This is a genomic window from Paracoccus sp. SCSIO 75233 (assembly GCF_027912675.1).
In the GTDB taxonomy this organism is placed as follows: Bacteria; Pseudomonadota; Alphaproteobacteria; order Rhodobacterales; family Rhodobacteraceae; genus Paracoccus.
On the sequence record NZ_CP115758.1, the window covers coordinates 173,837 to 193,137 of the forward strand.

Here is a 19,301-nt window from a genome sequence, read left to right on the forward strand (position 1 = left end):
GCAATCAATCGACTGCCTCGTTTTTGCGGCTTTCACGTCGATTGAGCACATTCTTGATGAATCGCATTCTTCGCTCCAGTGGCCCCTTTTTCCACGCCACAGCACATATGTGGTTTTACGCGGCTGGTGCCGGATAGCGTTTGGGACATACCGAACGCGTACCTTACCTTTTTGTGAACAGGCGCCAAATGCCATGACCCGAAGAGGACCAGCATGAATTTCGGCTTTTCCGACGAACACGATGCCATACGCGACACGCTGGCACGAATGCTGAGCGATCACGCCACTCTCGCGGTGGCGCATGACTGTCTTGAGGCTGCCGACGGGTTCGATTCCGCAACCTGGACCGCCTTGGCGGACGGCGGATGGCTGGGCCTTGCAATTGCCGAAGACTACGGGGGGGCGGCGATGGGGGCGATCGAACTGGCCATTGTCGCCGAAGAGATCGGCCGTAGCCTGGCCGCCATACCTTTTGGCCCGGTTCTTGGCCTGGCGATCCCCGCGATTCAGGACTTGGGCACGCAAAGCCAAAGGGAAAATCTGCTTCCCCGGATCGCCGAAGGCCGCATGATCGTTACCGTCGCGCTTGCCGAGGATGGAGGGTCTGCACCGGAACGGGTCTCGGCAAAAGTGCTGCAGGATCGCCTTTCGGGACGGAAATCGCCAGTTTCGTTCGCATCCGATGCGTCATTCGCGATCGTCGCCGCCCTGGACGAAGGCGGCACCGCGCGCCTTTATCTGGCGGATCTTTCGGACCCCTCGGTGTCGATCAGCGCGCTGGATGCGATCGACCGCACCCGTCCGACGTCCGAGATCGTCTTTCACGACACGCCGGTTGAACTGCTTCCCGGGTCCGATCCCGCAGCGATCCGGACTCTTCTGGACGGCGCCGCAGTGTTGGCCGCCTTCGAACAGATCGGCCTGGCCGAGCGGGCGCTTTTCCTGACCAGAGACTATGCCTGCGAGCGGCAGGCGTTCGGACGCCAGATCGGCAGTTTTCAGGCGGTCAAGCACCGGCTCGCGGACATGTTCGCCAAGATCGAGCTGGCACGGTCCAATGCTTTTTTCGGCGCCTGGGCGCTGGCGAGCGGGGATGAACGGCTGTCCGAAGCGGCGGCGGTAGCACGCCTCGCGGCTCTCGATGCAGTGCAATTCACCACTGAGGAATCGGTGCAGCTTCACGGTGGGATCGGGTTCACCTGGGCGGCCGACCCGCATTTGTTTCTGCGGCGAGGATGGCAGTTGAAGGCCGAACTCGGCCTGGCCGATTTGTGGCGCGAGCGGCTGCTTTGCAATCTGGCGGACGGCCAAAGGGCCGCGAACTGACAAGGACAAAGTGCAGATGGATTTCAGCGACAGCCCGGAAGAAGCCGCGTTCCGCGCCAAGGCGCGCGACTGGCTTGATGCCACCGCGACCCGCCGCAATGGAAGCGAAAAGGCCCAGGACCATTTCATGGCCCGCGACGCCGACGAAGTTGCCCGTGCGCGCGACTGGCAGGCACGAAAGGCCGACGCAGGCTGGGCGGGGCTGACATGGCCCCGTGCTTTCGGTGGGCGTGACGCCACTCCGATCGAGCAAGTGATCTGGAATCAAGAGGAAGGGCGCTACGCCGTCCCGCCCAACGTCTTTCTGATCGGGATCGGGCTGGTCGGGCCTACGGTCATGATCCACGGCACCGAAGACCAGAAAACAAGATTCCTGCCCCGGGCTCTCACGGGCGAAGACATCTGGTGCCAACTTTTTTCCGAACCCGCCGCCGGGTCCGATTTGGCCGGTATCCGCACCCGTGCACGCCGCGAAGACGACGAATGGGTGATCTCCGGTCAGAAGGTTTGGACCTCGGGGGCGCATTATTCCACTCACGGCATCCTGCTGGCGCGCACCGATCCACAGGTGCCCAAGCACAAGGGAATGACCATGTTCCTTGTGGACATGTCCGACCCGGCCATCGAAACCCGTCCTATTCGCCAGATTTCGGGCAGCTCCAGTTTCAACGAAGTGTTCATCGACAACCTGCGCGTGCCAGACAGCGCCCGCTTGGGCGGTGTATCCGAAGGGTGGAAAGTGGCGCTGACCACACTCATGAACGAACGGTTCAGTATTTCCGTCGGCCGGGCCAGTGGCGGTGCGCGGGCCGAGGAATTGATTGATCTGGCTACCCGTGTCGAACGGAACGGTCGCCCGGCCATCGAGGACGACGAGGTGCGCGCGCGCATTGCCGATTTCATCGCGCGTCAACGCGGACTGGAATTCACCTCTTACCGGGTCATGACGTCGCTTTCGCGCGGCCAGGCACCGGGTGAAGAGGGCTCGATCGGCAAGCTGTTGCTGGGCAAGCTGCGGCAGGAAATGGGCGCTTTCGGGATGGATCTGGCGGGAACTTCGGCGGGCATATCAGCCAAGGTCGGGGATGACGTGGCGCGCTGGCGAAACGAATACCTGACCGCGCCGGGCAACCGGATCGCGGGGGGATCGGACGAGATCCAGCGCACGATCATTGGCGAACGCATTCTCGGGCTGCCGCCTGAAATACGCGTCGACAAGGATGTCGCGTTTTCAGAGCTTTGATCTGAATGGGCGCCACCCGGGACCAACGACCAACAAGGAGGAGAATATCATGAAGTTCAAGATAACCGGGATCGCTGCCGCATGCCTGGCAATGGCCACCTCGGCTGGCGCGCAAGACATCGATCTGCCTGACGTGATCGCTTGGTCGGCCTATGACACGGGATCGGCCGGTCATGCGCATTCCATAGCCATCGGCAACATGATGCGCAGCAAATACGGATCGACGGTCCGCGTGCTTCCGGGGCGAAACGACGTCTCGCGGATGACGCCGCTCAAAAACGGGACGGTCGATTATTGCCTGTGCGGCATCGCCTCCTATTTCGCTGCCGAAGGGGTTTTCCTTTTTGCTGCGCCTGAATGGGGCCCGCAGCCGATCCGCGCGGTGCTTCAGGCTGTCGGCGACTACGGTCTGGGTGTCGCCGTCGCGGCCGATGCCGGCATCGAGACGATTACGGACCTCAAGGGCAAACGGGTCGGTCGCGCCGTCAGTTCGCCGGCGATCGATGTCAACATGGAGGGGCTGCTGGCCTTTGCGGACCTGACATGGGACGACGTGGAGGCAGTGGAATTCTCGGGCTATGTGAACACGCTCCAGGGCATTCTCGAAGACCGTGTGGATGCCGCCTTTGCACTGACGACGACCACCGTAAACTACCAGATCGAGTCAAGCCCGCGCGGCCTGAAATGGCTTGAAACACCCGCGGACCAGACAGAAGCATGGGAACGCTACACCAGCGTAACGCCCTTCGTGACACCGCATATGGTGTCTGTGGGGCCGGGCATCGACCCTGCCTCCCCACTGCCCATGGCGCAGTACCCCTATCCGATCCTGGTCACTAACTCCGATCAGGATTCCACCGAGGTGCGCAACATCGTAGCCGCGCTTGACGCAGGGTTCGACGATTACAAGGATGCCGCCCCCGGTGCCAATGCGTATGCGATTGATCGCCAGATCCTGTCTTGGGTGATGCCATGGAGCGATGGCAGCGTTGCCTACTTCAAGGAAAAGGGTCTGTGGACACCGGAAGCCCAGGCAAACCAGGACAAATTGGTGGAACGGCAAGAGGTGCTCTTGCGGGCCTGGGGCACATTTGTCGGGGACGCTCCAGAGGGTGAAGAAGAATTTGCCGCTGCATGGATGAAAGCCCGTGCCGACGCACTGGAAGCGGCCGGCCACGAAGTCTTTTTCCGCTGATGCGACACAGCGCGGCGCCCCACAGGCGCCTTGCACAAAGCAACGCAGCACAAAACTGGAATACGGGCATGGCACAGGAAACACAGGAAGCGCCGGCGCAACCGACCGGTATGGGCACCCTGCCCGCGTTTGTTCGCTGGTCGCTCGTCGTCTCGGCGCTGCTTTTGACCGCGGCGTCGGTCAACCATCTGTTCAATCTGGGCTTCTTCATGAACGTCCGGTTGCTTGAAATTCACTACCTCTACGTGATGCTTCTGCTGACGCTGCCACTGGTGTTCCTTGTCTTTCCCTGTTCAAAGTCAGATCCTTACGGATCGACGCGATGGTGGGATTACTTTCTGGCCCTGCTGGCCCTGATCACCTGCGCCTTCTTTGCCTACTACGGGCGCAGCGTGGTGAACAAAGGGTGGGATTTCGCCGCTCCTCTTAATGCCGTGATCGCCAGCTTCGCCTTCTGGTTCCTGCTGCTCGTGGCCGCGCGCCGCACCGGCGGCTGGACGCTGTTCGCGGTAATCCTGGTATTTTCCATCTACCCCATGATCGCCAACTATGCGCCCGGCCCGATCCAGGGCTTCCAGCGCTCGCCCGTCGAAACGGCGATCTTCCACGCGATGAGCGGCGAAAGTGTGCTGGGCATACCGATGCGCAGCTTTGTCAATCTTGTCGTGGGGTTCATGATCTTCGGCGTTGCGATGCAACATACCGGCGCAGGTCCGTTTTTTATCGACATCGCCTTTGCCGCGCTCGGAAATGTCCGGGGCGGGCCGGCCAAGGTAGGAGTTCTGACCAGCGGGCTGACCGGTTCGATGAGCGGCAGCGTGATCACCAATGTGCTGACGACCGGATCAATTACCATTCCAGCGATGAAAAAGGTGGGGTTCAGGCCCACTTATGCGGCGGGGATCGAAGCGGCGGCGTCGACGGGGGCGGTGCTGATGCCCCCTATCATGGGCGCCACGGCCTTTGTCATGGCGACATTCCTGGCGACCGACTACACCAACATCGTTGTGGCGGCGGTGCTTCCTTCGCTGTTCTACTTTTTCGGCCTGTTCGCACAAATCGACGCATACTCGGCGCGCAACGGACTGAAAGGCGTTCCGCGCGCCGACCTTCCCAGGATCGGCAAGGTGCTGCGCGAAGGCTGGTACTTTCTCGCCGTCTTCGGGCTGCTGATCTGGATGTTGCTCTACCTCAAGCGGGAGGCGATCGCTCCATTCTATGCGACCGCGCTGCTTCTTGTCCTGAACCAGCTGCTCTCAAAATCACGCTGGGGGCGAAAGGAGCTGATGAATTTTCTGATCGCCACGGGACAGTTGTTCGTCGAACTTGTTGCCATTCTTGCGGCGGTCGGGCTGATCGTCGGCGGACTGGCGGTGACCGGGATGTCCGGGACGATCTCGAACGATCTGCTGTTCATCGCGGGCGGCAACATCTTTCTGCTTCTGCTGCTGGGGGCTTTGACCAGTTTCATTCTTGGAATGGGCATGACCGTGACCGCCGCCTATGTGATTCTGGCGGTGTCGCTGGCACCCGCCCTGGTCGCCGGCGGGCTCGATCCGATCGGCGTCCATTTATTTATCCTTTACTGGAGCATGCTGAGCTATATCACCCCCCCCGTCGCGCTCGCGGCTTTCGCCGCGGCGGCCATCGCCCAGGCCAAACCCTTTGCGACGGCCTTCGAAGCGATGAAGCTTGGAAGCATCGTCTATATAATTCCCTTCTTCTTCGTCCTTGATCCGGCGTTCATCCTGCAAGCCGGTCCACTCGAAAGCCTGCTTACGGTTCTGCGCGCCGGTCTCGGCATTCTGCTGATCTGCGCCGGTATTCAGGGGTATCTGTTTGGCGTCGGGCGGATCGAAACCGGACTGCCAGGAACAATCGCCCGCGTCCTTCTTGGTATTGCCGGTCTGGCCTTCGCCTTTCCCTCGAACGCGGGTCTGGCGGTTCCGATCCTCGGCGCGGTGGGCGCAGGTGCCGCTATGGCGGCAGTGGCTGTCGCTTTGGTGATGGTCTCGGCCAAGCAGGAGACAGCGTAATATGAGCGCACAAGACGGCAGACCGGACATCCCCGCCCCGTTCAACGCATTGCTCGGCGTGCGCTTCGTCTCGTGGTCCGATGGCAAAGCCGAGCTGCGGTTGGCCATCGGACGCGATCACCTGAACGGCGCTTTTTCGGTGCATGGCGGTGTCTACGCGACCATGCTGGACAACGCGGTCACCTTTTGCGCGGCCTACGCGGGGGATGGCCGCCCAGGTCATCGCTGCCTTACGCTTTCGCTTACCACCAGTTTCGTCGCCCCGGCGACCGAAGGAGACACGCTGACGGCCCGCGCGCGCATTGTCGGGGGCGGACGCAAACTGGTTTTTGTACAGGGCGAGATCTTCAATCAGGACGGGCACCATCTGGCCCATGGCGATGCCGTGATCAAGCGGCTCGCACCACCGTCGTGACCACCTGAGTGAACCGATGGTGAGCGAGACCAAACAAACGAAGGACAAAAGGAGACAGAAATGATCAACCCGATGGCATTGGACAATCAAGTGGTTATCGTCACAGGCGCCGGACAGGGTATCGGCCGCGGTGTGGCGGCGCTGTCGGCAGAGCTGGGCGCCAAGGTCGTGGTGAACGATCTGAACGAGGACGGCGTCAAGGAAACCGCCGAACAGATCGGTGGCAATGCCCGCGCCATCGTGGGGAATGTGGCCGACCCGGACTTTCCCGGGAAGCTCGTGAAATTCGCCTTCGACGAATTCGGCGACATCAACGGGCTTGTGAACAACGCCGGGATCGTGCGCGCCGCGATGATCCACAAGATGGACCGGGCCACCTGGCAACAGGTCATCGACGTGAACCTCACCGGTGTCTTCGCCTGCCTTCAGGCCGTGGGGACCTATTACAAGGACCGGGTCGAAAAAGACCCCGAAAGCGCCGCGCGCCGTGCCATCGTGAATATCTCATCCGATGCCGGGCGTCGCGGCACCATCGGTCAGATCAATTATGGCGCGGCAAAATCCGGGGTTCTGGGCCTGACAATGAGCGCCGCGCGTGAATGGGGCCGTTACCGCATCAACGTCAATTCAGTCTGTTTCGGAATGGTCGAGACACCAATGACTGAGACCATCCGCTCTGAAAAATTCGCCGACAGGTATATGGCGCAGATTCCGATGGGACGGATGAGCACCCCTGAAGAAGTCGCGCAGCCCGTCTGTTTCCTGTTGTCCAACGCGGCATCCTATATCACCGGCCAGCACCTGAGCGTGAACGGTGGCTTCCACATCGGGTTCTGAGATGGCCGGCATTGGACAAGGCCCAGGGCCGGACGCCGTCTTCGCCGCGAAGCTGGCCGAGGGCGTCTTCGAGATTCAGAAATGTGGCGGCTGCGGCACCCATGTATTCCATCCGCGCGTGATCTGTCCGGCCTGCGGCAGCGCGGATCTGGGATGGTTCGCGCCAACCGGGAGGGGCACCGTCTATGCGCGAACGGTCGTGCGCCGAAAACCGGAACGAGGCGGCGATTACAACGTGGTTCTGGTGGACCTGGAGGAAGGGGTACGAATGATGTCGCGCATCGACGGTATCGCGCATGACCAGATTGTCGCCGGGCTGAAAGTAACCGCGTCGATCGGCGAAGGCGCCGAAGGTGACCCCGCCGTGGTTTTCCGGCCAGAAGGAGAAGCAAATTGAGTTTACGGGGAAAAGCCGCCATCGTCGGTGCAGCGCTGGCAGGCTGCGGCGAGGCCCATGGCAAAAGCTCGATGGAGATCACAATCGAGGGGGTGCACGGCGCGCTTGCCGATGCGGGGATCGCACTTGGCGAGGTCGATGCCGTTGCCACCTGCCAGCCGCTGGATATGCTGTCGGGTCTTACACTGGCGCAGGAATTGGGCTTGAACCCCAGGTTCACGATGAACAACCGCATGGGCGGCTCGTCGTTCCTGTCGCACACGCTCTGGGCCGCGATGCTGCTCGAATTGCGGCTCGCTGATACCGTGTTGATCTGCTACGGATCGAACCAGCGCACCGCCTCGGGCAAGCTGATGACTGCGCTTGGCCTGCCGACCTACGAGGCCCCCTACCGACCGTTGTTCCCGCTGTCGTCCTATGCGCTGGCCACAGACCGTCACATGACGCAATTCGGCACAACGCGCGAACAGCTGGCCGACGTGGCGGTGGCGGCCCGGGCCTGGGCCCAAAAGAACCCCGACGCTTTCATGCGCGATCCTCTGACGCGCGAGGATGTCATCGCCTCGCGGCCGGTTTCCGACCCTCTGCGGGTGCGCGACTGCTGCCTTGTGACCGATGGCGGTGGCGCGATTGTGATGCGCCGGGCCGAGACGGCCAAGGATCACCCCAGACCTCCGGTGTATTTGCTGGGCGGCGGCGAGGGCACGACGCACCGCGACATCTCCGAAATGGCGGACCTGACCGTGACCGGCGCTGCGCAATCAGGGCGAACGGCCATGGACATGGCGGGTGTCAAACCCGCGGACATCGACGTGGTCCAGCTCTACGACGCGTTCACCATCGATGTGATCCTTTTTCTAGAAGATCTGGGCTTTTGCAAGAAAGGCGAAGGCGGTGCGTTTGTGGCGAACGGCGGCATCGCGCCTGGCGGCCACCTGCCGGTCAATACCAATGGTGGCGGCCTGTCATGCGTGCATCCCGGGATGTACGGCATCTTCACGCTGGTCGAGGCGGTGCGGCAACTGCGCGGCGATGCTGGCGATCGCCAGATCGGCAGTGCCGAACTGGCCCTGGCCCACGGCAACGGCGGTGTCCTGTCCAGCCAGGTGACGAATATCCTGGGCACCGAAGCCACCCTCTGAACAGACGAAGGAAGCAATGAAGCGGCCCTTCTTGCGAAGGGCCGCTGTGTATTCAGGCCTGAAACGGCTCAGTTCGGGTAGGTTGCGAAGTCGATCTTGGAATAAATCTCCTGACGCAGAAGGTCTGCATAAGGCTGATGATTGTCCCGGATCGGTTGCAGCGGCTCAACCAGACCGTGCCATTTCTCGATCAGCTCGCGATAGGTTGCGATCAGCGGTTCCGGATCTTCGATGCCGCGTTCCTCGCGCGAGATGCGGGCGATCTCTTCAAGATCGGCGGTGCGGAAATCAATGAGATCCTGAAGAAACTCAGGCGACGGCTGGTGTACCTGCAGGCCAAGCCCACCCGCCTCTTTCAGCACGTCGAGATCGTCGGTTTCGTAGTACACCTCGGTCTGCGCCACGGCCTCGGGTATGTTCTTGACGAATTGCTCGCGTTGCTCCGGCGAAAGTGAGATCCAGAATTTCGGGCCGGCGGCAAAGATCGAACCGGAATGATAGGTGCCCAACGGCAACTCCGTCAGGTGCTTGGCAACCTCGATCAGACTGTGCCCCTTGAGCGCACCGACCGGCTGCACCGCAGCGGTGACGACACCGTGGCTCATCGTGTCGTACATCTCGCTCGACGGCACGTTTACCGGCTCTGCCCCAAGGCGTGTCGCCCAGCGGTCCCAGACCGACCCGCCCGTGCGCAGCTTGACCCCTTGCATATCGCTGATTTCGACGATCGGCTTGGTGGTCAGCAATACATAAGGCGCAGTGCTGATCCCGCTCAGCGCCACCATGCCGTTCTTTGCGAACTCGTCCTTGCACGGCTGGCAGTGCAGCATCACGAATTCGCTGGTCGCGCCGGCCATGGCATAGTGGTCCTCGCCCAAAAGAGCGAGATCGGCGACGAGCTGCGCATAGGGCATTTCCGACCTGAAATAGGTCAACGCCAGCAGACCTACATCGGCGACGCCGTCGCGCAGGCCGGACAGTGTTGGCTTGGGGCCAAGCAAGGCGCCGCCGGCAAACAGCTTGAAGTCGAAGGCATCCGGAAATTCAGATTCGGTCATTTCGGCAAAGGCGGCATGGCCACGCGATGTCGCGTGATTGGGTGACGTCCAGTTGGATATAGTCACCCGCTTTTCGGCCAGGGCCGGTGTCGCCGCTAGAACGGTCGTCGCCGCCAGCGCGGCAAACGCATTGGTCAGTTTCATGTGGTCTCCTCCTCTTTTTCAAGACCCCGCTATTGCGCGGGGTTCGTCACGGCCGGGATGGCCAAATCAGTTGCCGAGCTCTGGCAGGAACATGATCAGTTCGGGAAAGGCGACCATGATGATCAGGACCACCACATCCGCAGCCAAAAACCACAAAACACCCTTGAAAATCAGTGAAATCGGGACCGCATCACCGACGATGCCCTTGATCACGAACACGTTCAGCCCCACCGGTGGGGTGATCAGAGCCATCTCGACCAGCTTGGTTGCAAGCACGCCCAGCCAGATCAGGCTGATATGGTTCGCCTCGTAGATCGGCAGAAGGATCGGCAGCGTCAGCAGCAGGATGCCCAGCGGATCGAGGATCATGCCCAGCAGACAAAAGATCACGGCCGTGCCGAAAACCAGCATCACATAGCTGGCCCCCATATCAATCACCAGGTCGGTCATCGCTTCGGGGATACCGCTGATCGCCAGAAACCTCGAAAACAGGTTGGCACCGACCGCGATGATGAAGATCGCCGCAGTCATTTTTGCAGTGTCCATCAGCGCGATCCTGGAAACTTTCCAGTTCAGGGTGCCGCGCGCCGCCGCAATCACGAAGGACAACGCCGCCCCGACAGCCCCGGCCTGCGTGGGTGTGAATATCCCGGTGAACAGACCGCCGAAAACGCCCACCACCAGCAAGATCACGGGCCATGTCTCGCTCAGGGCCTCCAGCCGTTCGGACCATGTCGCGCTTTCGTCGAGCGACGGCGCGAGCGCGGGATTGATCCACACACGAACGATGATCACGGCCCAGTACCCCAGCATCGTCAGTACGCCCGGCACGATCGCGGCCAGAAACAGCTTGCTGATCGCGACCTCGGCAAAAATACCGTAGATGATCAGAAGGATGCTCGGCGGGATGAGCGACCCCATGGTGCCGGCTGCGGCAACCACGGCGGTACTCAGCCCGGGATCGTAGTCGCGCTTCAGCATTTCCGGCACCGCGATCCGGCCCATTGCCGCGGCGCAGGCCAGGCTGGAGCCGGCCGCCGCCGAAAACAGCGCCGCGCCGCCCACGCTGGCGACCGCCAGCCCGCCCGGCAGGAATGACAGCCAGACCCGGGCGGCCTTGAAGATCCCGCGCGTGATGTCGGTCTGGTAACAGACGTATCCCATCAACAGGAACATCGGGATCGAACTGAGGGTCCAGTGCGCGGCAAAATCATAGGGCACCGCCGTCAGCAGGCCGAAAGCCGCGCCGCTTCCCAGCATCGCCCAGAACCCGAAGAAGGACACGATACCCAGCGCGACCGCGATCGGAACGCGCAGCAAGACCAGCAGGATGACAGAAACGATGCCGCAAAGGCCGATCTGGAAAAAGCTCACCGTTCCACTCCTATTCGTACATGTCGTGATTGGGGCCGGCCATGCCAGCGTCGGTGAAAGGCCTCTGGATCAGCTTGGCCAGCAAGAGCAGAACCATCAGCCCCGCACCAAGAGGCAGACAGAAGCGACCGGGCCAGACGGTCACCGCCGCCATGCCCATGGATTGCTCGCCGATGAGGTATTTTTCGACGGCATCGATCCAGGTCTGCCAGGTGAGCAGCCCGTAGAACACCGCAGACAGCGCCAGAGCCAGCATGTCGAGAGCGGTCCTCGCCCCCGTCGGGAGCAGATCGTGGATCAGGTCGACCTTGATGTGCTCGTTGGTGTATTCGACGAAGGGAAGCGGCAGAAAGACCAGCCCGACCATGTAATAATACGACACGTAATCCACCGTGCCCGGCAGGGGCTCGGCGATGAACTGGCTCAGGATGACATCGAGCGTGACGTGGACCATCATCAGGGCCGCCAGGGCAGTCGCAATATAGGTGATAATCCGCGACACCCTGCCAAGTCGTGCAATGACTGTTTCCATCACTATCTCTTCCCTGTCGTAAAAAGGGCCAATCCGCTTGGTCATACGCCACGGAAAACCGGTTTTCTCTTGCTCAGAAAGGCGTCGATGCCTTCGGCGTGATCCGCGCTCTTGATGATTTGCCCCTGAATGATGGCTTCTGTTTCAAGAAAGCTCTCCAGAGACGGTTGCATCGCGGCGCGCATCAGCCGCTTGGTACCGGCCAGGGCAAAGGTTGGCCCCGCGGCCAGGTCTGTCGCATAGTCCAGGGCCGCCCGGTCGAGGGCATCATCGGGATGAACCTGGCTTGCCAATCCCAGGCTCAGGGCTTCATCCGCCGGCACCATCCGCGCTGAGAAGGCAAGGTCCGTCGCACGTTGCCGACCGATCAGATTCTGAAGGAAAAACGCCGCGCCGCCATCGGGGGCCAGCCCGATCTTGCGAAAAACCTGACCGAATCTTGCCGTCTCGGAGAGCAGGATAACGTCGCAGGCGAGCGCCATGCTCAGACCGATCCCGACCGCCGGACCGCGCACCGCGGCAACCACAGGCTTCTCGCAATTGAATATGGAAAGGATCATCTGGTGCGCCCTGTACAAGCGCGCCCGATCACCCCAGACATCGTCCTTGCCCATGGTCGAAATATCCGCACCCGCACAAAAAGCGCGGCCCTCGGCCCGCAGTAATACGGCGCGAATCCGCGGGTCAGTTTGGATATCGCGAAACGCGTCCAGGAGTTCGACGCGCATGTCGAGGGTCAGCGCATTCAGCTTGTCGGGCCGGTTCAACGACACGACGGCCAGACCTTCTGAGTGTTCCACAGTGATATCGCTTGTCATGACCACCCCTCCCTTTGGCGAAGATTCGTCAGTCAGTGAACAGCGCCCGAGCAATCCCGTTCTTATGTATCTGGGTCGTTCCCCCGGTGATCGTCAGCATCCGCACATCCCTCACCATCCGCTCCAACGGAAGCGAACCGAAATAGCCGTAGCCACCGAACATCTGCATGGCGTCATGGGTGACGCGCTGTGCCATTTCGGTGGCCTGAACCTTGGCGATCGAAGACAATGTTGGATCGGGCTGGCCGCGGTCGATCAGCGACAGCGCCGTATAACACAACGACCGCGCGGCCTCGATCTGCACCTTCATGTCCGACATCATCCATTGCAGCCCCTGCATCTCGGACAGCGCCTTGCCGAATTGCCGGCGGGTCTTCATGTAGTCGCGTGCAAGGTCGAACGCCCCCTCGGCGACACCAAGCGCCAGTATCCCCATGCCGACGCGCGTGGCGTTATAGACACCCAGCGGGCGGACAAAGCCGCTGGAGTTGCCGGCCAGCCCTTCGGTCACGACGTTTTCGGACGGCACCCGCACATCGTCGAAATGGATCTCGCATTCGTTGCAGCCGCGCGCGCCCATCTTCTGTTCAAGAATATGGACCGAAACGCCGGGGCTTTTGCGGTGCACCAAAACGGTTCCGATGCCTCGCGCGCCTTTGCTTTCGCAGAACCGAGCATAGACCAGAAGGTAATCGGCCCTGTCGCCGAAAGTGGTAAAGATCTTGCCGCCGTTCAGCACAAACCCGTCCCCGTCCGGGCGCAGCGATGTCGTCACCGCGGTGGCGTCCGACCCGGCCTCGGGCTCGGACCAGGAGATCGCGCATTCGATCTCGCCCGCGGCGAAGCGGGGCAGGAAAGCCTGCTTCAACGCCTCGCTGCCGCAGGTGGCGATGATCCGGGGCGAGACGTTCTGATCGTGAACGATCAGCGCGGTATTGAAATCCACCTTGGCCAGTTCTTCGATCACGAGATAGCAATCCACCAGCGGCGTACCGCCACCGCCGTATTCTTCGGGAATGGTCATGCCCAGATAGCCAAGCGCGCCCAGGCGATGGTGGTTTTCCTCGGGGTAGATGCCGTCGCGGTCCCAGCGTGCGGCGCGGTCCCGGAATTCCCCGAGCGCCAGTTTGCGCGCGGCATCCTTGAGAGCGACCTGTTCTGTCGTTAGCAACGAGGGATGCATCCGCCCTACCCCCGCCGCTGGTCGAAGCTGTGGCCGTAGACCATGGCGGCGATCGTATTGCGCAGGATTTCGACGGTGCCACCGCCAAGCGCGAAGCCGCGCGCGTCACGCACCATACGTTCCAGCGGGTATTCGCGCGTGTAACCATTGTGACCGTGGATCTGCAGCGCTTCGTTCGTGACCCTCTGCGCCATTTCGTTGGCGTAAAGCTTGGCCATGGTCGCATCCATCGGATCGGGAAAGCCGTTCGGCGCGGGGTTGGTCGCGGCCCGATAGACCATCAGACGCGCAGCATGGATCTGTGTGGCCATGTCGGCGATTTTCCATTGCAGGCCCTGGAATTCCTTGATCGGGCGCCCGAACTGATGGCGAATCTCGGAATACGACTTTGCAGCATCGAAAGCGCCCTGCGCCAGCCCCACGCACATCGCTGCGTTGCCCACCCGCTCGGGTCCGAAACTGCTCATCAACAGCGCGAAGGAGCGCGAGCTTTCCGGGTCCCCTTCGACCAGCACATCCTCGGGACCGGCCTTGTAGTTTTCAAGGATAATCTCGGCCTCGGTCAGCCCCCGGCCACCCATCTTCAGCGATATGTGGCCGATCCGCGCGCCCGGCTTCTTCAGATCGACGACAAAGGCACCAATCCCCTTCGCCCCGCTGGCCTTGCCGAAACGGCAGAAGACCAGCGCATAATCGGCCACATGGGCGCCCGTGGACCAGCATTTGTTGCCATTCAGCACCCATCCGTCGCCGTCCCTTGTGGCCGTGGTGCGCAGGTCTGTCACCGCCGACCCCGCCTCTGGCTCGCTGATGGCGATTGCGATGAATTTCTTGCCGGCCGCCATGTCTGGCAGGAACCGCTTTTTCTGCTCGTCGCTGCCCAGAACGCTGATTGCCCGGGATGGGCCGTTCAGGTAGAGTTGCGAGACCAGCGCCGTGTTGAAACAGACCCGCGCCATTTCTTCCAGAAACACCGTGCCCTGGATCACTGGCGCGCCGGAGCCGCCGTATTCTTCAGGGATGAACATTCCCAGATAGCCAAGTTCGGCCAGCTTGTCGCGGTTCGCGGCTGGAAACTCTTCGGCTTCGTCCCAATGGGCGGCCCTGGGAGCAAACTCGCGCTCAGCCAGCTTGCGTGCCTCGTTGCGAAAATCCTCCAATTCCGGATCGAGCTTGAACATGTCAGTAGGTGTCCTTTGATTGAGCAGAGGGCAGGTCCTGTTCCAGCGCGGCCAGGATGCGCGCCGTATCGGCGCCTACGGTTGGTGCGGGGATAGGGGCGACCTGTGGGTGAGCCGCGAAACGCATCGGCAGCCCTGGAACAGGGACCGTGCCCAGGTCTGGATGCGGAAGGTCATGGATCATGCCGCGGGCGCGCATGTCATCGTCCGACACCACCTCAGCGAGCGTGCGCACCGGGGCGCCCGGCACATGTGCGCTGCTCAGGGCCGCGAAAATCTCGGCGCGGGTCTGACTTGAGGTCCACGCCGTCACCCAGCCATCGACTTGGGCACGCCGCGCGCAGCGCGCGGGTCCCGCGGCCAGTTCGGGATCTTCGGCCAGATCAGGGCGACCCATGGCCCGGGTCAGCTGCTGCCAGTGGCGATCATTCAGGCACATGATGGCCACCTGCCCGTCGCGCGCCGGAAACAGGTCGTAGGGTGCGACCTTGAGCACGGCCTGACTGTTGCCGGCCCGGTCGGCGAACCCGTCAGGCGCCAGCAGATAGCTTGCGATATTCGACGCCAGCGCGTGGTGCGTGACGTCCTGCATCGCGATCTGGACAAAGTCCCCGCGCCCTGTCGCGCCGCGCGCATGCAACGCCGCCATAATGCCACCAAAAAGGTGGATACCGCCCAGAAAATCGGTGATCGCTGCGCCGCATTTCACCGGCGGACCATCGGGAAACCCGGTCACCGACATCAGCCCGGTCAGGGCCTGAATAGGAAAATCCATCGCCGGCGCATCGCGATAGACGGAATCGGCCGCGTAACCCTTTCCTGACCCCATGACCAGGCGCGGATTGCGGGCACAGAGTGTTTCCCACCCCAGCCCCAGTTTCTCCATCGTACCGGGACGGAAATTCTCGATTAGAACATCGGCCGAATCTGCCAGCGCCAGCAGGGCGCTGCGCCCGCCCTCGGACCCCAGATCAAGCGTCACGCTCTGTTTGCTGGAATTGAGCATCATCGCTGCGGGGTTCTCGCGCCCGCCCGCGATGCCGCGGATACTGTCGCCGCCGGGCGGCTCGACCTTGATGACCTCGGCCCCCATGAGCGCGAACATCAGACCGCAATAGGGCCCAAGGTAGACCTGCCCGAGGTCGATCACCCGAAGACCGGCCAGCGGGCCACAATCGGGCGCCGCGTTCATGATCCGACAAAGCCCGGCGGGCGCTTTTCCTTGAAAGAGGCGACCGCCTCGCGGTGATCTGCGGTCTGCATGATATGGGCTTCGGCGGTTGCCTCGATCTCGAGATAGGTCGCGAAATCGCAATCCATGCCACGGTTCAGCATCGACTTGCCCAGCCCAAAGGCTCGGGTCGGCCCTTCGGCCAGACGCACGGCCAGCGCATCGGCCTCTGCGTCGAGCGCGTCTTCTTCGTGGATTGCGTGGACGATCCCAAGGTCGTGCGCCTCTTGGGCATCGATCACCTGGGCCGTCAGGAACATCGCCTTCGCCCGCTGCGTCCCGACCGTCCGCGCCAGCAAGTAAAGCCCGCCACCGTCGGGCACGATCGCCACGCGCGCATAGGCCTGGCAAAAGCGGGCCGAGGGCGCGGCCAGGATCACGTCAGCCAGAAGCGCAATGTTGAACCCCACGCCAAAGGCCGGCCCGGCAACCGCCGCGACGACCGGCTTTTCAAGATCATATAGCATCCGGGTTACGCGGTGCTGTTGTTTCATGCGGTCCCGCATGGCCACAGGCGAAGAACCGGCGAAGGTGCTGATATCGCCTCCGGCGCAAAACGCGCCCCCGGCACCCGTGATCAACAGCGCGCGCACGCGGTCATCGTCGCGCACCTGGGTGACGATGCGTTCCATCTCTTTGCGTGCGTCTTGATCAAGGGCATTCTTCTTCTCGGGAAAATCGAAAGTCATCCGACCAACGCTTTCCGAGCGGCTGTAGAGCAATGGCACCGCTTCCTCCTCCCAGGAATGGGCTAGCATGGAACACGATAGGAGTGGCATTGAGCGACGGGCAATAGTCCGGTGCGGAAAATCAGACATGTGTAAAATTCACCCGTTCTGTGTATTTCCTTGCGGTCTGCTGGCACGTTTTTTCGGCTTCCCTTCCCATGCGCGCCCGTCACGGCTACGGGCCTCGGCACCCCCTGTTGAAACAGCAAAGAAGAAATAGACAATGTACTCCGACACCCCTCTCGGCCGCTTGCGCCTGCCTGTGATCTGCTCGCCCATGTTCCTGGTGTCCGGGCCGGATCTTGTCGTCGCCCAGTGCAAAGCCGGCGTCATCGGCAGCTTTCCGGCGCTGAACGCACGCGAGTCCGAAGGTGAACCGCCGCTGCTTGAAGCCTGGCTCAAGCGCATCACTGAAGAGCTTGACGCGCACAATCAGGCCAATCCCGATCGGCCCGCCGCGCCATTCGCGGTCAACCAGATCGTCCATCGATCGAATGATCGGATTGAGCGGGACGTCGAAATATGTGCGCGCTGGAAAGTGCCTGTCTGGATCACATCAATGGGCGCACGGGAAGACGTCAACCAGGCGGCACATGAGTGCGGCGGCACTGTACTGCACGATGTAATCAACAACAAATACGCCAGGAAAGCGATCGACAAGGGCGCCGACGGCCTGATCGCGGTCTGCGCCGGCGCTGGCGGCCACGCCGGGGCCTTGTCACCCTTTGCGCTGGTTCAGGAAATCCGGGAATGGTTCGATGGTCCGCTTGCCCTGTCCGGGTCCATCGCGACCGGGCGCTCAATTCTGGCGGCGCAGGCCATGGGTGCGGATTTTGGGTATATCGGATCCCCCTTCATTGCCATGACCGAGGCGGTCGCGTCGGAGGAGTACAAGCAAATGATCGTCGAAGGCGGGGCCGATGATATTGTCTATACCGACTATTTCAGCGGCGTGCATGCCAACTATCTGAAACCGTCGGTGCGGGCGGTCGGTCTCGATCCGGACAACCTGGCCGGGATCGGCAACAAACTCGATCTGGCCACCGGCGACATTCGCCCCAAGGCCTGGCGTGACATCTGGGGCAGCGGTCAGGGGATCGGAGCGGTGAAAGAGGTGATGACCACGGCGGACTACGTCGACCGTCTCGACCGGGAATACCAGGTCGCCAAAGATGCGCTCTGTTCCTGACGAAAGAGGGCGGCCGGTTGCCCGGCCGCCCATCTGTTTCTGCGGTTGTCGCGAATGATCGAGACCCGATCTTAGCGGTCCTTTTGGTTGACGATCAGTTCTGCATTTTCGGGTAGTTCCGAAACAATGTTCACTTCGTCGACACGAATTCGTGTATGCAGTTTGAAGTTTTTGGCGGCGGCTGCTTCCGCAGCAGAAGCGTCGGCACCGTCTTCCAGCACAAGCGAGAGGCGGATCATGTCGCGATCGTTCTCGCGCGTTACCACGGCCTGCGCGGCCTTTGCGCCCGGCGTGCCGATGACAACTTCTTCAACCACGCGCGGATAAACGAAAATCTCGCGCACTTTGACCGCTGCCCCGACCCGTCCCTGCAATGCTGAAATCCGGCTGACGGTGCCATCCGCGTTGCTTTCCAGGGCAAAGGCGCTGTCGCCGGTGCCGAACCGGATCATCGGCCAGGTGGCATCGCGCGCGGTCACGACAACCTCGCCCGGTTCGCCATGGGCGACCTGTTCGCCGCTGACCGGATCGCAGATCTGCACCACGCGGTCGGGATGAACCAGATAGCCTTCGCCGCCATCCTCATAGGCGACAAGGCCTAGATCGGCGGTGGCATAGGCGGCCCAGGTGGACACGCCGTATTCGGCCTCGATCCGGCGGCGCTTGGCCATCCAGTCGCCCATCTCACCGCCGAGGAAGGCTGTCTTCACCTTCCATGCGTCGCGGCCATAGGTTTCGATCACCTTGTCCGCCAGCGTCAGGAAAAACGCGGTCGAGGCGCAGATCGAAGTCACGCCGGTTTCGACGATGATCTGCGCCTGAAGCTCGGTATTGCCCACGCCGCCGGGAATCACCGTGGCACCTGCGGCCTGTGCCGCTTCGTCGAACAGCAAGCCTGCGGGCACAAGATGATACATCCAGGTGTTCAGGATGATATCCCCCGGCCCCACGCCTGCCGCCTTGAAAAGCAGGTCCAGGCCATGACCTCCCTCGCCCGAAAGGGCCGGCTCGAAAATTGGGCCAGGGGACACGTAGATCCGTCCAATATCCTTCAGATCCGAGGCAAGGAATCCGCCGAAAGGCGGGTTCTCGCGCTGGATCTTCAGAAGCTCTTCTTTTTTCATCACTGGAAGTCGCGAGAGGTCCGCCACCGATGTGACGGCTGCCGGATCGAATCCGGCAGCCGTAAATCGCGATTTCAGGCCAGGAGCTTTTTCGGCCGCAGCGGCATAGGCTTGCGCTATATCTTTGTAGATATCATCAGACATTTCC

At 61.8% G+C, this 19,301-nt stretch carries 18 protein-coding genes; 9 read left to right on the forward strand and 9 right to left on the reverse strand.

Going from position 1 to position 19,301, the window contains the following annotated elements; genetic code table 11:
• The first annotated feature begins 213 nt into the window (after nucleotides 1-213).
• The 8 genes from PAF12_RS16705 to PAF12_RS16740 all read left to right on the forward strand — a co-directional run bounded on the left by PAF12_RS16705 (nucleotide 214) and on the right by PAF12_RS16740 (nucleotide 8,591).
• A complete protein-coding gene (locus PAF12_RS16705) occupies nucleotides 214-1,326 on the forward strand; it encodes an acyl-CoA dehydrogenase family protein (protein ID WP_027264341.1) in 1,113 nt (370 codons plus the stop codon).
• A gap of 16 nt (nucleotides 1,327-1,342) precedes the next feature.
• Nucleotides 1,343-2,569 carry an acyl-CoA dehydrogenase family protein gene (locus tag PAF12_RS16710; protein WP_027264340.1) on the forward strand — a complete coding sequence of 409 codons (1,227 nt, stop codon included), beginning with the start codon at nucleotides 1,343-1,345 and terminating at the stop codon, nucleotides 2,567-2,569.
• A 49-nt stretch (nucleotides 2,570-2,618) separates the two neighbouring features.
• On the forward strand, nucleotides 2,619-3,764 hold the full coding sequence (locus PAF12_RS16715) for a TAXI family TRAP transporter solute-binding subunit (protein WP_027264339.1): 1,146 nt from the start codon (nucleotides 2,619-2,621) through the stop codon (nucleotides 3,762-3,764).
• A 68-nt stretch (nucleotides 3,765-3,832) separates the two neighbouring features.
• Nucleotides 3,833-5,800 carry a TRAP transporter fused permease subunit gene (locus tag PAF12_RS16720; RefSeq protein WP_027264338.1) on the forward strand — a complete coding sequence of 656 codons (1,968 nt, stop codon included), beginning with the start codon at nucleotides 3,833-3,835 and terminating at the stop codon, nucleotides 5,798-5,800.
• Between the two features lies 1 nt (nucleotide 5,801).
• The gene (locus PAF12_RS16725; protein WP_036051569.1) at nucleotides 5,802-6,215 is read left to right on the forward strand and encodes a PaaI family thioesterase; all 414 of its coding nucleotides are present in this window, start codon (nucleotides 5,802-5,804) and stop codon (nucleotides 6,213-6,215) included.
• Nucleotides 6,216-6,275: 60 nt separating this feature from the next.
• Nucleotides 6,276-7,052 carry an SDR family NAD(P)-dependent oxidoreductase gene (locus PAF12_RS16730; protein WP_027264336.1) on the forward strand — a complete coding sequence of 259 codons (777 nt, stop codon included), beginning with the start codon at nucleotides 6,276-6,278 and terminating at the stop codon, nucleotides 7,050-7,052.
• 1 nt (nucleotide 7,053) lies between these two features.
• Complete coding sequence (locus tag PAF12_RS16735; RefSeq protein ID WP_027264335.1) at nucleotides 7,054-7,449, forward strand: Zn-ribbon domain-containing OB-fold protein; 396 nt, start codon at nucleotides 7,054-7,056, stop codon at nucleotides 7,447-7,449.
• Nucleotides 7,446-8,591, forward strand: coding sequence for a thiolase (locus PAF12_RS16740; protein ID WP_271109727.1), 1,146 nt, complete (start codon nucleotides 7,446-7,448; stop codon nucleotides 8,589-8,591). The genes PAF12_RS16735 and PAF12_RS16740 overlap by 4 nt, the downstream gene beginning before the upstream one ends.
• A gap of 68 nt (nucleotides 8,592-8,659) precedes the next feature.
• Here the strand turns inward: PAF12_RS16740 and PAF12_RS16745 are convergent, their stop codons facing one another.
• The 8 genes from PAF12_RS16745 to PAF12_RS16780 form a co-directional block, all read right to left on the reverse strand.
• Nucleotides 8,660-9,793: a C4-dicarboxylate TRAP transporter substrate-binding protein gene (locus PAF12_RS16745; protein WP_027264333.1), complete on the reverse strand. Its 1,134-nt coding sequence runs from the start codon at nucleotides 9,791-9,793 to the stop codon at nucleotides 8,660-8,662.
• Between the two features lie 66 nt (nucleotides 9,794-9,859).
• Nucleotides 9,860-11,167 carry a TRAP transporter large permease gene (locus PAF12_RS16750; protein ID WP_027264332.1) on the reverse strand — a complete coding sequence of 436 codons (1,308 nt, stop codon included), beginning with the start codon at nucleotides 11,165-11,167 and terminating at the stop codon, nucleotides 9,860-9,862.
• A 10-nt stretch (nucleotides 11,168-11,177) separates the two neighbouring features.
• Nucleotides 11,178-11,744: a TRAP transporter small permease subunit gene (locus PAF12_RS16755; RefSeq protein WP_271109728.1), complete on the reverse strand. Its 567-nt coding sequence runs from the start codon at nucleotides 11,742-11,744 to the stop codon at nucleotides 11,178-11,180.
• Nucleotides 11,741-12,517 (reverse strand): enoyl-CoA hydratase/isomerase family protein, encoded by a 777-nt coding sequence (locus PAF12_RS16760; protein ID WP_027264330.1) that lies wholly within the window; start codon nucleotides 12,515-12,517, stop codon nucleotides 11,741-11,743. The genes PAF12_RS16755 and PAF12_RS16760 overlap by 4 nt, the downstream gene beginning before the upstream one ends.
• 28 nt (nucleotides 12,518-12,545) lie before the next feature.
• Nucleotides 12,546-13,700 carry an acyl-CoA dehydrogenase family protein gene (locus tag PAF12_RS16765; RefSeq protein WP_036051565.1) on the reverse strand — a complete coding sequence of 385 codons (1,155 nt, stop codon included), beginning with the start codon at nucleotides 13,698-13,700 and terminating at the stop codon, nucleotides 12,546-12,548.
• A gap of 5 nt (nucleotides 13,701-13,705) precedes the next feature.
• A complete protein-coding gene (locus PAF12_RS16770; protein WP_027264328.1) occupies nucleotides 13,706-14,881 on the reverse strand; it encodes an acyl-CoA dehydrogenase family protein in 1,176 nt (391 codons plus the stop codon).
• 1 nt (nucleotide 14,882) lies between these two features.
• Nucleotides 14,883-16,073 carry a CaiB/BaiF CoA-transferase family protein gene (locus PAF12_RS16775; RefSeq protein WP_027264327.1) on the reverse strand — a complete coding sequence of 397 codons (1,191 nt, stop codon included), beginning with the start codon at nucleotides 16,071-16,073 and terminating at the stop codon, nucleotides 14,883-14,885.
• Entirely contained in the window at nucleotides 16,070-16,870 is an 801-nt protein-coding gene (locus PAF12_RS16780) for an enoyl-CoA hydratase/isomerase family protein (protein WP_036051562.1), read from the reverse strand. Before PAF12_RS16780 ends, PAF12_RS16775 begins: the two co-directional genes overlap by 4 nt.
• A gap of 193 nt (nucleotides 16,871-17,063) precedes the next feature.
• On the opposite strand from PAF12_RS16780, the gene PAF12_RS16785 reads away from it, so the two are divergent.
• Nucleotides 17,064-18,029 carry a nitronate monooxygenase family protein gene (locus PAF12_RS16785; RefSeq protein ID WP_027264325.1) on the forward strand — a complete coding sequence of 322 codons (966 nt, stop codon included), beginning with the start codon at nucleotides 17,064-17,066 and terminating at the stop codon, nucleotides 18,027-18,029.
• Between the two features lie 71 nt (nucleotides 18,030-18,100).
• Here the strand turns inward: PAF12_RS16785 and PAF12_RS16790 are convergent, their stop codons facing one another.
• Nucleotides 18,101-19,297 carry a phenylacetate--CoA ligase family protein gene (locus tag PAF12_RS16790; RefSeq protein WP_223228105.1) on the reverse strand — a complete coding sequence of 399 codons (1,197 nt, stop codon included), beginning with the start codon at nucleotides 19,295-19,297 and terminating at the stop codon, nucleotides 18,101-18,103.
• Nucleotides 19,298-19,301: the final 4 nt, after the last annotated feature.